The 15,479-nt window shown below is 58.0% G+C and carries 11 protein-coding genes and 1 tRNA gene; all 12 read left to right on the forward strand.

Features of this window, described 5'->3' with window-relative positions:
- The first annotated feature begins 102 nt into the window (after nt 1-102).
- A tRNA-Trp gene (locus tag G1E_RS16835) sits at nt 103-178 on the forward strand.
- Between the two features lie 44 nt (nt 179-222).
- Nucleotides 223-591 carry a preprotein translocase subunit SecE gene (secE, locus tag G1E_RS16840; RefSeq protein ID WP_009681243.1) on the forward strand — a complete coding sequence of 123 codons (369 nt, stop codon included), beginning with the start codon at nt 223-225 and terminating at the stop codon, nt 589-591.
- Between the two features lie 9 nt (nt 592-600).
- On the forward strand, nt 601-1,134 hold the full coding sequence (nusG, locus tag G1E_RS16845) for a transcription termination/antitermination protein NusG (protein ID WP_003255501.1): 534 nt from the start codon (nt 601-603) through the stop codon (nt 1,132-1,134).
- A 119-nt stretch (nt 1,135-1,253) separates the two neighbouring features.
- Complete coding sequence (gene rplK, locus G1E_RS16850) at nt 1,254-1,685, forward strand: 50S ribosomal protein L11 (RefSeq protein ID WP_003255500.1); 432 nt, start codon at nt 1,254-1,256, stop codon at nt 1,683-1,685.
- Complete coding sequence (gene rplA, locus G1E_RS16855) at nt 1,685-2,380, forward strand: 50S ribosomal protein L1 (RefSeq protein ID WP_009681244.1); 696 nt, start codon at nt 1,685-1,687, stop codon at nt 2,378-2,380. Before rplK ends, rplA begins: the two co-directional genes overlap by 1 nt.
- A gap of 197 nt (nt 2,381-2,577) precedes the next feature.
- Nucleotides 2,578-3,078, forward strand: a complete 501-nt coding sequence (gene rplJ / locus G1E_RS16860; protein ID WP_009681245.1) for a 50S ribosomal protein L10 — start codon at nt 2,578-2,580, stop codon at nt 3,076-3,078.
- A gap of 77 nt (nt 3,079-3,155) precedes the next feature.
- Nucleotides 3,156-3,521, forward strand: coding sequence for a 50S ribosomal protein L7/L12 (gene rplL, locus G1E_RS16865; protein WP_003255496.1), 366 nt, complete (start codon nt 3,156-3,158; stop codon nt 3,519-3,521).
- Nucleotides 3,522-3,741: 220 nt separating this feature from the next.
- The gene (rpoB, locus tag G1E_RS16870; protein WP_009681246.1) at nt 3,742-7,815 is read left to right on the forward strand and encodes a DNA-directed RNA polymerase subunit beta; all 4,074 of its coding nucleotides are present in this window, start codon (nt 3,742-3,744) and stop codon (nt 7,813-7,815) included.
- Nucleotides 7,816-7,879: 64 nt separating this feature from the next.
- Nucleotides 7,880-12,079, forward strand: a complete 4,200-nt coding sequence (rpoC, locus tag G1E_RS16875) for a DNA-directed RNA polymerase subunit beta' (protein ID WP_009681247.1) — start codon at nt 7,880-7,882, stop codon at nt 12,077-12,079.
- 211 nt (nt 12,080-12,290) lie between these two features.
- On the forward strand, nt 12,291-12,662 hold the full coding sequence (rpsL, locus tag G1E_RS16880; RefSeq protein ID WP_003255492.1) for a 30S ribosomal protein S12: 372 nt from the start codon (nt 12,291-12,293) through the stop codon (nt 12,660-12,662).
- A 106-nt stretch (nt 12,663-12,768) separates the two neighbouring features.
- On the forward strand, nt 12,769-13,239 hold the full coding sequence (gene rpsG, locus G1E_RS16885) for a 30S ribosomal protein S7 (protein WP_003246741.1): 471 nt from the start codon (nt 12,769-12,771) through the stop codon (nt 13,237-13,239).
- Nucleotides 13,240-13,269: 30 nt separating this feature from the next.
- Complete coding sequence (fusA, locus tag G1E_RS16890) at nt 13,270-15,417, forward strand: elongation factor G (protein WP_009681248.1); 2,148 nt, start codon at nt 13,270-13,272, stop codon at nt 15,415-15,417.
- Nucleotides 15,418-15,479: the final 62 nt, after the last annotated feature.

Genomic DNA, 15,479 nt, shown 5'->3' on the forward strand with positions numbered 1-15,479 from the left:
GGCGGTCGTACCGTCGGCGCTGGCGTCGTAGCAAAAATTATTGAATAAGTAGTTGATTTACTTGATCAGGCCGGTATAATGGCCGGCCTGATACAGCGTTACAGGTCAGTAGCTCAATTGGCAGAGCGACGGTCTCCAAAACCGTAGGTTGGGGGTTCGATTCCCTCCTGACCTGCCATTTCACCTCGGTGTGATGGCTTTCTTCTTACAGGATCCTCCTCGATGACCCCCAAAACTGAAGCCCAAGAATCGCGTTTTGATCTGTTCAAGTGGCTGGCTGTAGTGGCTTTGGTGGTTGTTGGCGTAGTGGGTAACCAGTATTACTCCGCCTCCCCAATCCTGTATCGCGTTCTCGCACTTCTCGTCCTGGCTGCTGTCGCGGGCTTTGTGGCTCTGCAGACTGCGAAGGGCAAGTCGTTCTTTACGTTGGCGAAGGAAGCTCGTGCCGAGATTCGTAAAGTCGTGTGGCCGACCCGCCAGGAAACCACCCAGACCACGCTGATTGTCGTGGCTGTTGTGCTGGTTATGGCACTGCTGCTGTGGGGGCTCGACTCCCTGCTCGGCTGGGCGGTCTCCCTGATCGTTGGCTAAAGGTGTCCCGTGGCTAAGCGTTGGTATGTTGTGCATGCTTACTCGGGTTACGAGAAGCATGTAATGCGCTCCCTGATTGAGCGCGTCAAGCTGGCTGGTATGGAAGACGGTTTCGGCGAGATCTTGGTTCCGACCGAAGAAGTCGTCGAAATGCGTAACGGCCAGAAGCGCAAAAGTGAGCGCAAATTCTTCCCTGGCTATGTACTGGTCCAGATGGAGATGAACGAAGGGACTTGGCACTTGGTCAAGGACACCCCTCGTGTGATGGGCTTTATCGGTGGTACTGCAGACAAGCCTGCGCCGATCACTGATAAAGAAGCCGAGGCTATCCTGCGTCGCGTTGCCGACGGTAGCGACAAGCCGAAGCCGAAGACGCTGTTCGAGCCAGGTGAAGTGGTTCGTGTCATTGACGGTCCGTTCGCTGACTTCAATGGCAGTGTCGAAGAGGTTAACTACGAAAAGAGTCGCCTGCAGGTTGCAGTGCTCATTTTCGGTCGCTCTACTCCGGTGGAGCTCGAGTTCAGCCAGGTCGAAAAGGTCTAGGCGGACAAAGCATCCCATACCCCGCAGCCCTGTGTGCTGCGGGGTTTTGTCGTCACTGGGATAAAACGCAAGTCATCCGGGGAGCCAGCAGGCGTTCGTACCCGATTTTGGAGTAGCTCATGGCTAAGAAGATTCAGGCTTACATCAAGCTGCAAGTTAAGGCCGGCCAGGCCAACCCAAGCCCACCCGTTGGTCCAGCACTGGGTCAACATGGTGTGAACATCATGGAATTCTGCAAGGCCTTCAACGCCCGTACCCAGGGTCAAGAAGCCGGCCTGCCGACTCCAGTGATCATCACTGTCTACAGCGACCGTAGCTTCACCTTCGAGACCAAGAGCACCCCTGCCTCGGTTCTGCTGAAGAAAGCTGCTGGCCTGACCAGTGGTTCGGCTCGCCCGAACACCGTTAAAGTCGGTACCGTTACCCGTGCTCAGCTGGAAGACATCGCGAAAGCCAAACAGGCTGACCTGACTGCCGCTGACCTGGACGCTGCTGTACGCACCATCGCTGGCTCTGCCCGCAGCATGGGCCTGAACGTGGAGGGTGTGTAATGGCTAAGCTGACCAAACGCCAAAAGGCAATCGCCGAGAAAATCGAAGCAGGCAAGGCCTACAACTTCGAAGAAGCGGCAACTCTGCTGGCCTCGCTGCCTGCTGCCAAGTTCGTCGAGTCCTACGACATCGCCGTAAACCTCGGTGTTGACCCGCGTAAATCCGACCAGGTCGTACGTAGCGCTACTGTGCTGCCGCACGGCACTGGCAAGACCGTTCGCGTTGCCGTTTTCACCCAGGGCCCAGCTGCTGAAGCTGCTCTGGCTGCAGGCGCTGACCGCGTAGGTATGGACGATCTGGCTGCCGAAATGAAAGGCGGCGACCTGAACTATGACGTCGTCATCGCATCGCCTGATGCCATGCGCGTTGTAGGTCAGCTGGGTCAGGTTCTGGGTCCTCGCGGCCTGATGCCTAACCCGAAAGTTGGTACCGTGACTCCAGACGTAGCCACTGCCGTGAAAAACGCCAAGGCTGGTCAGGTTCGCTACCGTACCGACAAGAACGGTATCATCCACACCTCCGTTGGCAAGGTCGGCTTTGAAGCTGGCAAGCTGAAGGAAAACGTTGAAGCCCTGATCGCTGACCTGAAGCGTATCAAGCCAGCTTCTTCGAAAGGTATCTACGTTAAGCGCGTTACCCTGAGCACCACCATGGGCCCAGGTCTGGTCATCGATCAGAGCTCGCTGAACGTGTAAGAACATGGTGGTGCGACATGTCGCGCCACCAGCAAAAATTGGGGTCCCTGCCTGGCGGGGGCTATCCAAGACCGTAGGCGGCGCAAGCCTTAAAAACCCAGCCCACGCAGATGGTGCTCCCGATTCGTTACCGAATCAGACACCAAAACGACATCAGGCTTCGGCCAGATGAAACGGTAAAAACCAGGAGTAAACCCGTGGCAATTAAACTCGAAGACAAGAAGGCCATCGTCGCTGAAGTCAACGAGGCTGCCAAAGTCGCTCTGTCCGCTGTCGTGGCTGATGCCCGTGGTGTGACTGTAGGCGCAATGACCGGACTCCGTAAAGAGGCCCGCGAAGCTGGCGTTTATGTACGTGTCGTACGTAACACCCTGCTCAAGCGCGCTGTTGAAGGCACCGAATTTTCGATCCTCAACGACGCGTTCAAAGGCCCGACCCTGATTGCTTTCTCCAACGAACACCCGGGCGCTGCTGCTCGTCTGTTCAAAGAGTTCGCCAAGGGTCAGGACAAGTTCGAGATCAAGGCAGCTGCGTTTGACGGCAATTTCATTGCAGCGAACCAGATCGACGTGTTGGCTACCCTGCCGACCCGCGACGAAGCTATTGCGAAACTGATGAGCGTTATTCAAGGCGCCACCAGCAAGCTGGCTCGTACTCTGGCAGCCATTCGCGACCAGAAAGAAGCTACCGCCGCCTAAGGCGTGCGAATTCTTTCAAAATCATACGTTTAATTTGATGGCTGCGTAGGCTGTCACCCCAATACAGGATTTAAGTCATGTCCCTGACTAACGAACAAATCATCGAAGCAATCGGCCAGAAAACCGTTCTGGAAGTTGTTGAGCTGATCAAAGCAATGGAAGAAACCTTCGGCGTTACCGCTGCTGTTGCCGCTGCTGGCCCAGCTGCTGCTGCTGCCGTTGTTGAAGAGCAGACCGAGTTCAACGTTGTTCTGGTTGAAGCCGGCGACAAGAAAGTGAACGTGATCAAAGCTGTTCGCGAGCTGACCGGTCTGGGCCTGAAAGAAGCCAAAGAGAAAGTCGATGGCGCTCCTCAGGTTGTAGCTGAAGGCGTTTCGAAAGAAGCCGCTGAAGACGCTAAGAAGAAGCTGGAAGAAGCAGGCGCTAAAGTCGAGCTGAAGTAATCTCGACCTTGCGATGCCAGCCTGAGCGTTGAGCAAAAGGCTGATGGCTGGTGGCTTATGCCACCGGCCTTTTTCCGTTATTGGTGGCCGGTCATGCCGGCCCCGATAACAAGCTGCAAGACACCCATGTGGGTGGCGCAAACCAAGGGGTTTGCACGATTTTCTGGCTGCTCCCGCCGGGAGAAGCCAAACAAGCAGGTGACCAAGCTGGGGAACGCTGATGGCTTACTCATACACTGAGAAAAAACGTATCCGCAAGGACTTTAGCAAGTTGCCGGACGTCATGGATGTGCCTTACCTCCTGGCCATCCAGCTGGATTCGTATCGCGAATTCCTGCAAGCGGGAGCATCCAAGGATAACTTCCGCGACGTCGGCCTGCACGCGGCCTTCAAATCGGTATTCCCGATCATCAGCTACTCCGGCAATGCTGCCCTGGAGTACGTAGGCTATCGCCTGGGCGAACCCGCCTTCGATGTGAAGGAATGTGTCCTGCGTGGTGTGACCTTCGCGGTACCACTGCGGGTCAAGGTGCGCCTGATCATCTTCGACAAGGAATCGTCGAACAAAGCGATCAAGGACATCAAAGAGCAAGAAGTCTACATGGGTGAAATCCCCCTGATGACTGAAAACGGTACCTTCGTAATCAACGGTACCGAGCGTGTGATCGTTTCCCAGCTGCACCGTTCGCCTGGTGTGTTCTTCGACCACGACCGTGGCAAGACCCACAGCTCCGGCAAGCTGCTGTACTCCGCTCGCATCATCCCTTACCGCGGCTCCTGGCTGGACTTCGAGTTCGACCCGAAGGACTGCGTGTTCGTGCGTATCGACCGTCGCCGCAAACTGCCGGCCTCGGTGCTGCTGCGTGCCCTGGGCTACAGCACTGAAGAAGTGCTGAACACCTTCTACACCACCAACGTGTTCCACATTTCCGGCGAAAAACTTAGCCTGGAACTGGTGCCACAGCGTCTGCGTGGTGAAGTTGCTGTCATGGACATCCATGACGAAACCGGCAAAGTCATCGTCGAGCAAGGCCGCCGTATTACCGCGCGCCACATCAACCAGATCGAAAAGGCCGGCGTCAAGCAGCTGGACGTTCCTATGGAATACGTCCTGGGCCGCACCACCGCCAAGGCTATCGTGCATCCGGCTACCGGTGAGATCCTCGCCGAGTGCAACACCGAGATGACCACCGAGCTGCTGATCAAGGTCGCCAAGGCGCAGGTTGTCCGTATCGAGACCCTGTACACCAACGACATCGACTGCGGTCCGTTCATCTCCGACACGCTGAAGATCGACACCACCAGCAACCAGCTGGAAGCCCTGGTCGAAATCTACCGCATGATGCGTCCAGGCGAGCCGCCGACCAAGGACGCCGCCGAGACCCTGTTCAACAACCTGTTCTTCAGCGCCGAGCGTTACGATCTGTCCGCCGTTGGCCGCATGAAGTTCAACCGTCGTATCGGTCGTACCGAGATCGAGGGTTCGGGCGTGCTGAGCAAGGAAGATATCGTCGAGGTCCTGAAGACCCTGGTCGATATCCGTAACGGCAAAGGCATTGTCGACGACATCGACCACCTGGGTAACCGTCGCGTTCGTTGCGTCGGCGAGATGGCCGAGAACCAGTTCCGCGTTGGCCTGGTGCGTGTAGAGCGCGCGGTCAAGGAACGTCTGTCGATGGCGGAAAGCGAAGGCCTGATGCCGCAAGACCTGATCAACGCCAAGCCGGTTGCGGCGGCGGTGAAAGAGTTCTTCGGTTCCAGCCAGCTGTCCCAGTTCATGGACCAGAACAACCCGCTCTCCGAGATCACCCACAAGCGCCGCGTCTCTGCACTCGGCCCTGGCGGTCTGACCCGTGAGCGTGCTGGCTTTGAAGTCCGTGACGTGCACCCGACCCACTACGGCCGTGTGTGCCCGATCGAGACCCCTGAAGGTCCGAACATCGGTCTGATCAACTCCCTGGCAGCCTATGCCCGCACCAACCAGTACGGCTTCCTGGAAAGCCCGTACCGCGTGGTGAAAGAAGGTGTGGTCAGCGACGACATCGTGTTCCTGTCGGCCATTGAAGAAGCCGATCACGTTATCGCCCAGGCTTCGGCCGCGATGAACGACAAGAAGCAGCTGATTGATGAGCTGGTAGCGGTCCGTCACCTGAACGAATTCACCGTCAAGGCGCCGGAAGACGTCACCCTGATGGACGTTTCGCCGAAGCAGGTTGTTTCCGTCGCTGCCTCGCTGATCCCGTTCCTCGAGCACGACGACGCCAACCGTGCACTGATGGGTTCGAACATGCAGCGTCAGGCTGTACCGACCCTGCGCGCCGACAAGCCGCTAGTGGGTACCGGCATGGAGCGCAACGTTGCCCGTGACTCCGGTGTCTGCGTGGTTGCTCGCCGCGGTGGCGTGATCGACTCGGTCGACGCCAGCCGTATCGTCGTTCGGGTCAATGACGATGAAGTCGAGACCGGTGAAGCCGGTGTGGACATCTACAACCTGACCAAGTACACCCGTTCCAACCAGAACACCTGCATCAACCAGCGTCCGCTGGTCAGCAAGGGTGACAAGGTTCAGCGCAGCGACATCATGGCCGACGGCCCGTCCACCGACATGGGTGAGCTGGCACTGGGTCAGAACATGCGTATCGCTTTCATGGCGTGGAACGGCTTCAACTTCGAAGACTCCATCTGCCTGTCCGAACGTGTGGTGCAGGAAGACCGCTTCACCACGATCCACATTCAGGAACTGACCTGTGTGGCGCGTGATACCAAGCTTGGCCCAGAGGAAATCACTGCGGACATCCCGAACGTGGGTGAAGCCGCACTGAACAAGCTGGACGAAGCCGGTATCGTCTACGTGGGTGCGGAAGTCGGCGCGGGTGACATCCTGGTCGGTAAAGTTACGCCAAAAGGCGAAACCCAGCTGACTCCGGAAGAAAAACTGCTGCGCGCCATCTTCGGCGAAAAAGCCAGCGACGTTAAGGACACTTCCCTGCGCGTGCCAACCGGCACCAAGGGCACTGTCATCGACGTACAGGTCTTCACCCGTGATGGCGTGGAGCGCGACAGCCGCGCCCTGGCCATCGAGAAGATGCAGCTGGACGAGATCCGCAAGGACCTCAACGAAGAGTTCCGCATCGTCGAAGGCGCAACCTTCGAGCGTCTGCGTTCTGCCCTGAACGGCCAGGTGGTCGACGGTGGCGCGGGCCTGAAGAAAGGCACCGTGATCTCCGACGAAGTACTGGATGGTCTGGAGCACGGCCAGTGGTTCAAGCTGCGCATGGCTGAAGATGCACTGAACGAGCAGCTGGAAAAGGCTCAGCAGTACATCGTTGACCGTCGCCGTCTGCTGGACGACAAGTTCGAAGACAAGAAGCGCAAGCTGCAGCAGGGCGATGACCTGGCACCAGGCGTACTGAAGATCGTCAAGGTTTACCTGGCAATCCGCCGTCGCATCCAGCCTGGTGACAAGATGGCCGGCCGTCACGGTAACAAAGGTGTTGTCTCGGTTATCATGCCGGTTGAAGACATGCCGCACGACGCCAACGGTACTCCGGTCGACGTCGTACTGAACCCGCTGGGCGTACCTTCGCGTATGAACGTTGGTCAGATCCTCGAAACCCACCTGGGCCTTGCGGCCAAAGGCCTGGGCGAGAAGATCGACCGCATGCTCGAAGAGCAGCGCAAAGCCGCTGAGCTGCGTGTATTCCTGACCGAGGTCTACAACGAGATCGGTGGTCGTCAGGAAAACCTCGACGAGTTCTCCGACGCCGAGATCCTGGCCCTGGCGCACAACCTGAAGAAAGGTGTGCCTATGGCTACACCGGTCTTCGATGGTGCCAAGGAGCGCGAGATCAAGGCCATGCTGAAACTGGCAGACCTGCCAGAAAGCGGCCAGATGGTGCTGTTCGATGGCCGTACCGGCAACAAGTTCGAGCGTCCGGTGACCGTTGGTTACATGTACATGCTCAAGCTGAACCACTTGGTGGACGACAAGATGCACGCGCGTTCCACTGGTTCCTACAGCCTGGTTACCCAGCAGCCGCTGGGTGGTAAGGCGCAGTTCGGTGGTCAGCGTTTCGGGGAGATGGAAGTGTGGGCGCTGGAAGCATACGGCGCGGCATACACCCTGCAAGAAATGCTCACAGTGAAGTCGGACGACGTGAACGGCCGTACCAAGATGTACAAGAACATCGTGGATGGCGATCACCGTATGGAGCCGGGCATGCCCGAGTCCTTCAACGTGTTGATCAAAGAGATCCGTTCCCTCGGTATCGATATCGATCTGGAAACCGAATAACACGTGACGCGAAGGGGAGTGGGGCAGGTAATGCCCGCTCCCTGCTCCGCCAGGAGGAAAGGCCTTGAAAGACCTACTGAATTTGCTGAAAAACCAGGGTCAAGTCGAAGAGTTCGACGCCATCCGCATCGGTCTGGCGTCGCCTGAAATGATCCGTTCGTGGTCGTTCGGTGAAGTTAAGAAGCCGGAAACCATCAACTACCGTACGTTCAAGCCTGAGCGTGACGGCCTGTTCTGCGCCAAGATCTTTGGCCCAGTCAAGGACTACGAGTGCCTGTGCGGCAAGTACAAGCGCCTCAAGCACCGTGGCGTAATCTGCGAGAAGTGCGGCGTTGAAGTTGCCCTGGCCAAAGTGCGTCGTGAGCGCATGGCGCACATCGAGCTGGCCTCGCCGGTCGCTCACATCTGGTTCCTGAAGTCGCTGCCGTCCCGTATCGGCCTGCTGATGGACATGACCCTGCGTGACATCGAGCGCGTGCTCTACTTCGAGAGCTACGTCGTTATCGACCCGGGCATGACCACCCTGGAAAAGGGCCAGCTGCTGAACGACGAGCAGTACTTCGAAGCGCTGGAAGAGTTCGGTGACGACTTCGACGCCCGCATGGGTGCCGAGGCTGTCCGCGAACTGCTGCACGCTATCGACCTGGAGCACGAGATCGGCCGCCTGCGCGAAGAAATTCCGCAGACCAACTCGGAAACCAAGATCAAGAAGCTGTCCAAGCGCCTGAAGCTGATGGAAGCTTTCCAGGGCTCGGGCAACCTGCCTGAGTGGATGGTGCTGACCGTTCTGCCAGTACTGCCGCCGGACCTGCGTCCGCTGGTGCCGCTGGATGGTGGCCGCTTCGCGACCTCCGACCTGAACGACCTGTATCGTCGGGTGATCAACCGTAACAACCGTCTGAAGCGCCTGCTGGATCTGTCGGCGCCGGACATCATCGTGCGCAACGAAAAGCGCATGCTGCAGGAGGCGGTCGACGCCCTGCTGGACAACGGCCGTCGCGGTCGCGCCATCACTGGCTCGAACAAGCGTCCGCTGAAGTCCCTGGCCGACATGATCAAAGGTAAGCAAGGTCGCTTCCGTCAGAACTTGCTCGGTAAGCGTGTGGACTACTCCGGCCGTTCGGTAATTACCGTAGGCCCGACCCTGCGTCTGCACCAGTGCGGTCTGCCGAAGAAGATGGCCCTCGAGCTGTTCAAGCCGTTCATTTTCGGCAAGCTGGAAATGCGTGGTCTGGCGACCACCATCAAGGCTGCCAAGAAGATGGTCGAGCGCGAGCTGCCAGAGGTATGGGACGTTCTCGCCGAGGTGATCCGCGAACACCCCGTACTGCTCAACCGTGCGCCAACCCTGCACCGTCTGGGTATCCAGGCCTTTGAACCGGTTCTGATCGAAGGTAAAGCCATCCAGCTGCACCCGCTGGTCTGCGCCGCGTACAACGCCGACTTCGACGGTGACCAGATGGCCGTTCACGTGCCGCTGACGCTGGAAGCCCAGCTCGAAGCGCGCGCGCTGATGATGTCGACCAACAACATTCTGTCGCCAGCCAACGGTGAGCCAATCATCGTTCCGTCGCAGGACGTTGTACTGGGTCTGTACTACATGACCCGTGAGGCCATCAATGCCAAGGGCGAAGGTCGCGTATTCGCCGACCTGCAGGAAGTCGACCGCGTATTCCGCGCCGGCGAAGCTGCCCTGCACGCGAAAATCAAGGTTCGTATCAACGAAACCGTGAAAGAGCGTGATGGCTCGGTGGTCAAGAACACCCGTATCGTCGACACCACCGTCGGCCGTGCGCTGCTGTTCCAGGTTGTACCGGCAGGCCTGCCGTACGATGTGGTCAACCAGCCAATGAAGAAAAAGGCGATCTCCAAGCTGATCAACCAGTGCTACCGCGTGGTTGGTCTGAAAGAGACCGTCATCTTCGCTGACCAGTTGATGTACACCGGTTTCGCCTACTCGACCATTTCCGGTGTTTCCATCGGTGTTAACGACTTCGTTATCCCGGACGAGAAAGCCCGCATCATCGGTAACGCTACCGATGAAGTGAAGGAAATCGAGAGCCAGTACGCCTCCGGCCTGGTAACCCAGGGCGAGAAGTACAACAAGGTCATCGACTTGTGGTCCAAGGCGAACGACGAAGTGTCCAAGGCGATGATGGCCAACCTCTCGAAAGAGAAGGTCATCGACCGCGAGGGCAAGGAAGTCGAGCAAGAGTCCTTCAACTCGATGTACATGATGGCTGACTCGGGTGCGCGGGGTTCCGCAGCACAGATCCGTCAGCTGGCTGGTATGCGTGGCCTGATGGCCAAGCCGGACGGCTCGATCATCGAGACGCCGATCACCGCGAACTTCCGTGAAGGTCTGAGCGTACTCCAGTACTTCATCTCGACCCACGGTGCTCGTAAGGGTCTGGCGGATACCGCCTTGAAGACTGCGAACTCGGGTTACCTGACGCGTCGTCTGGTGGACGTTGCCCAGGATCTGGTGGTTACCGAGATCGACTGCGGCACCGACCAAGGCCTGCTGATGACGCCGCACATCGAAGGCGGCGACGTTGTAGAGCCGCTGGGTGAGCGTGTACTGGGTCGTGTCATCGCCCGCGACGTGTTCAAGCCAGGCACCGAGGACGTGATCGTTCCGGCCGGTACCCTGGTCGACGAGCAGTGGGTCGAGTTCATCGAGCTGAACAGCATCGACGAAGTGATCGTGCGTTCGCCGATCAGCTGCGAAACCCGCTACGGCATCTGCGCCAAGTGCTACGGTCGTGACCTGGCTCGCGGTCACCAGGTGAACATCGGTGAAGCTGTCGGCGTTATCGCTGCACAGTCGATCGGTGAGCCGGGTACCCAGCTGACCATGCGTACGTTCCACATCGGTGGTGCTGCAAGCCGTACTTCGGCTGCCGACAGCGTCCAGGTGAAGAACGGCGGTATGGTGCGTCTGCACAACCTGAAGCAGGTCGAGCGTGCCGACGGCAACCTGGTTGCCGTATCGCGTTCCGGTGAGTTGGCCATTGCCGACGAATTCGGCCGTGAGCGTGAGCGCTACAAGCTGCCTTACGGTGCAGTGATTTCGGTCAAGGAAGGTGAAAAGGTCGAAGCTGGCGCCATCGTCGCCAAGTGGGACCCGCACACCCACCCGATCGTTACCGAGCTGAAAGGTACCGTGACCTTCGTGGGCATGGAAGAAAACATCACCATCAAGCGTCAGACCGATGAACTGACCGGCTTGACCAACATTGAAGTACTGGACGTGAAGGATCGCCCTGCCGCAGGCAAGGAAATCCGTCCGGCAATCAAGATGGTCGATGCCGCTGGCAAGGATCTGTACCTGCCAGGTACCGACGTACCTGCCCAGTACTTCCTGCCGGCCAACGCCCTCGTGGGTGTGGCTGACGGTGCCCAGATCGGTGTTGGTGACGTTATTGCGCGTATCCCGCAAGAAACGTCGAAGACCCGTGACATCACCGGTGGTCTGCCGCGCGTTGCCGACCTGTTCGAAGCGCGTCGTCCGAAAGAAGCCTCGATTCTGGCTGAAGTCAGCGGCACCATCGCATTCGGTAAAGAGACCAAGGGCAAGCGTCGCCTGGTGATCACTCCGACCGACGGTAGCGATCCGTACGAAGAGCTGATTCCGAAGTGGCGCCACCTGAACGTGTTCGAAGGTGAGCAGGTAAACCGCGGTGAAGTTATCTCCGACGGCCCGAGCGATCCGCACGACATCCTGCGTCTGCTGGGTGTCAGCGCGCTGGCGAAGTACATCGTCAACGAGATCCAGGACGTTTACCGTCTGCAAGGCGTGAAGATCAACGACAAGCACATCGAGACCATCCTGCGTCAGATGCTGCGCAAGGTCGAGATCTCCGAGTCGGGCGATTCCAGCTTCATTAAGGGCGACCAGATGGAACTGACCCAGGTACTGGTAGAGAACGAGCGTCTCGCCAGCGAGGACAAGTTCATCTCCAAGTTCACCCGTGTGCTGCTGGGTATCACCAAGGCCTCGCTGTCGACCGAGTCGTTCATCTCCGCGGCTTCCTTCCAGGAAACCACCCGCGTACTGACCGAAGCGGCGGTAACCGGCAAGCGTGACTACCTGCGCGGCCTGAAGGAGAACGTGGTCGTGGGTCGTTTGATCCCGGCCGGTACTGGTCTGGCTTACCACAGCGAGCGCAAGCGTCGCCGTGATGCCGACAAACCGTTGCGTGTCAGCGCCAGTGAGGTGGAAGCCGCACTGACCGAAGCGCTGAATTCCAGCGGTAACTAAGTCCAGGGCGGGGCCCCGGCTACCCTCGAACGGGCATCGGTGACATGAAATGTTGCCGATGATCGGGCGAGGAGGGCCGGGGCCTTGTCTTGACTGGGTGCAAGATCCTCTTTAGACTTTTGTACCCTTAAATTTGGTGAGGCTCCGTCTCGCCAATTTTTGGCTTTCTTGCAAGACAATAGAGTCGCAAGACAATCAGTGGAGCTAGTAGATGGCAACTATCAACCAGCTGGTACGTCAGCCGCGTAAGCGTTCGGTCGAGAAGTCCGACGTTCCTGCGCTGCAGAACTGCCCGCAACGTCGTGGCGTGTGCACCCGTGTGTACACCACCACGCCGAAAAAACCTAACTCGGCACTGCGTAAAGTATGCCGTGTGCGTCTGACCAACGGTTTCGAGGTTTCCTCGTACATCGGTGGTGAAGGCCACAACCTGCAAGAGCACAGCGTCGTCCTGATCCGTGGCGGCCGTGTAAAAGACTTGCCAGGTGTTCGTTACCACACCGTTCGCGGCTCTCTGGATACTTCGGGCGTCAAAGGCCGTAACCAGGGTCGTTCGAAATACGGTACCAAGCGTCCGAAGTAATCGGCCGTTTGCAGACATCCATTTTTTTGAGTCGATAAGAGTAAGGTCGGGCAGGGGTCGAAGACCCGCGTCCCGGGCTAACCTGAAGACCGTTTGAGGGCTTATCATGCCAAGACGTCGTGTAGCAGCAAAACGTGAGATCCTTGACGATCCGAAGTACGGATCCCAGATCCTCGCCAAGTTCATGAACCACGTGATGGAAAGCGGCAAGAAGGCCGTAGCCGAGCGCATCGTTTACGGTGCCCTGGATACCGTCAAAGCACGCAAGAACAGCGACCCCCTGGAAATCTTCGAGAAAGCTCTCGACGCCATCGCTCCGCTGGTCGAAGTCAAGTCCCGCCGTGTAGGCGGTGCTACTTACCAGGTTCCGGTTGAAGTTCGTCCATCCCGTCGTAACGCTCTGGCAATGCGCTGGCTCGTAGACTACGCCCGCAAGCGCGGCGAGAAGTCGATGGCTCTGCGTCTGGCCGGCGAACTGCTGGATGCTGCCGAAGGCAAGGGTGCTGCAGTCAAGAAGCGTGAAGACGTGCACCGTATGGCTGAAGCCAACAAAGCGTTCTCGCACTACCGCTTCTAATTCAAGCATCAATCATTTCGCGAGGGCTTTATGGCTCGTACTACAGCAATTAACCGCTACCGTAACATCGGTATCTGTGCCCACGTTGACGCGGGCAAGACTACCACTACCGAGCGGATCCTGTTCTACACAGGTCTGAGCCACAAGATGGGCGAGGTGCATGACGGCGCCGCGACCACCGACTGGATGGTGCAGGAGCAGGAGCGGGGTATCACCATTACCTCCGCTGCCGTTACCACCTTCTGGAAAGGTTCCCGTGGTCAGTACGACAACTACCGCGTAAACGTCATCGATACCCCCGGCCACGTTGACTTCACCATTGAAGTAGAGCGTTCGCTGCGCGTACTCGACGGCGCGGTCGTTGTGTTCTGCGGTACCTCCGGCGTTGAGCCGCAGTCCGAAACCGTATGGCGTCAGGCCAACAAGTACGGCGTTCCACGTGTTGTCTACGTGAACAAGATGGACCGTGCCGGTGCCAACTTCCTGCGCGTTGTAGGTCAGATCAAGAACCGTCTGGGTCACACCCCGGTTCCGGTTCAGCTGGCCATCGGTGCAGAAGATGACTTCCAGGGTCAGGTTGACCTGATCAAGATGAAAGCCATCTACTGGAACGACGACGACAAAGGCACCACCTATCGCGAGGAAGAAATTCCTGCCGAGCTGGTGGACCTGGCCAACGAATGGCGCAGCAACATGGTCGAGGCTGCTGCCGAGGCCAGCGAAGAGCTGATGAACAAGTACCTTGAAGAAGGTGACCTGTCCGTCGAAGACATCAAGGCTGGTCTGCGCGCCCGTACCCTGGCGAGCGAGATCGTTCCTGCTGTCTGCGGTTCTTCGTTCAAGAACAAGGGCGTTCCCCTGGTTCTCGATGCCGTCATTGACTACCTGCCTGCGCCAACCGAGATCCCTGCGATCAAGGGTATCCACCCTGATCTGATCGACGTGCCGAAGGATGAAGTCAAGCCTGAACAGTACGACGAGCGTCCTGCTGACGACGACGAGCCGTTCTCGGCCCTGGCGTTCAAGATCGCTACCGACCCGTTCGTGGGCACCCTGACCTTCGTCCGCGTTTACTCGGGCTTCCTGACCTCTGGTGACTCCGTCATCAACTCGGTCAAGGGCAAGAAAGAGCGCGTTGGCCGTATGGTGCAGATGCACGCCAACCAGCGTGAAGAGATCAAGGAAGTACGTGCAGGCGACATCGCTGCTCTGATCGGGATGAAGGACGTCACCACCGGTGATACCCTGTGCAACCTCGACAAGCCGATCATCCTTGAGCGTATGGACTTCCCTGAGCCGGTAATTTCGCTCTCCGTAGAGCCGAAAACCAAGGCTGACCAGGAGAAGATGGGTATCGCACTGGGCAAGCTGGCCCAGGAAGACCCGTCGTTCCGCGTCAAGACCGACGAAGAAACCGGCCAGACCATCATCTCCGGTATGGGTGAGCTGCACCTGGACATTCTCGTTGACCGCATGAAGCGCGAATTCAACGTCGAGTGCAACGTCGGCAAGCCGCAGGTTTCGTACCGCGAGAAGATCACCAAGTCCAACGTCGAGATCGAAGGCAAGTTCGTTCGTCAGTCGGGTGGTCGTGGTCAGTTCGGTCACTGCTGGATCCGTTTCTCGGAGCCAGACGTCGACGAGAAGGGCAACATCACCGAAGGTCTGGTCTTCACCAACGAAGTCGTTGGTGGTGTGATTCCGAAGGAATTCATCGCCCCGATCCAGAAGGGTATCGAAGAGCAGATGAAAAACGGCGTTGTTGCCGGCTATCCGCTGCTCGGCCTGAAGGCTACAGTGTTCGACGGTTCGTACCACGACGTCGACTCCAACGAAATGGCGTTCAAGATCGCCGCTTCGATGGCGACCAAGCAACTGGCCCAGAAGGGCGGTGGCGTGGTGCTTGAGCCGATCATGAAGGTCGAAGTTGTAACCCCGGAAGACTACCTGGGTGACGTGATGGGTGACCTGAGCCGTCGTCGTGGGATGATCCAGGGTAATGAAGACTCGGTGTCCGGCAAGGTAATCACTGCTGAGGTACCACTCGGAGAAATGTTCGGTTATGCAACCGACGTTCGTTCCATGTCTCAGGGTCGCGCAAGCTACTCCATGGAATTCTCCAAATACGCCGAAGCTCCGTCGAACATCGTCGAAGCACTCGTTAAAAAACAAGGCTAATCCCCTTTAGGCAAGAGGTTCACTGTCGTGGCTAAAGAAAAATTTGATCGTTCCCTTCCCCA

Origin of the sequence: Pseudomonas sp. TJI-51, from assembly GCF_000190455.2 — a bacterium.
Taxonomy (GTDB): Bacteria; Pseudomonadota; Gammaproteobacteria; order Pseudomonadales; family Pseudomonadaceae; genus Aquipseudomonas; species Aquipseudomonas juntendi.

Bases quoted from the DNA above. Each gene is read 5' to 3' on its own strand.
- rplL (WP_003255496.1), top strand. From the start codon at position 3,156: ATGTCCCTGACTAACGAACAAATCATCGAAGCAATCGGCCAGAAAACC.
- rplA (WP_009681244.1), top strand. From the start codon at position 1,685: ATGGCTAAGCTGACCAAACGCCAAAAGGCAATCGCCGAGAAAATCGAA.
- fusA (WP_009681248.1), top strand. From the start codon at position 13,270: ATGGCTCGTACTACAGCAATTAACCGCTACCGTAACATCGGTATCTGT.
- secE (WP_009681243.1), top strand. From the start codon at position 223: ATGACCCCCAAAACTGAAGCCCAAGAATCGCGTTTTGATCTGTTCAAG.
- rpsL (WP_003255492.1), top strand. From the start codon at position 12,291: ATGGCAACTATCAACCAGCTGGTACGTCAGCCGCGTAAGCGTTCGGTC.
- rpsG (WP_003246741.1), top strand. From the start codon at position 12,769: ATGCCAAGACGTCGTGTAGCAGCAAAACGTGAGATCCTTGACGATCCG.
- rplK (WP_003255500.1), top strand. From the start codon at position 1,254: ATGGCTAAGAAGATTCAGGCTTACATCAAGCTGCAAGTTAAGGCCGGC.
- rpoB (WP_009681246.1), top strand. From the start codon at position 3,742: ATGGCTTACTCATACACTGAGAAAAAACGTATCCGCAAGGACTTTAGC.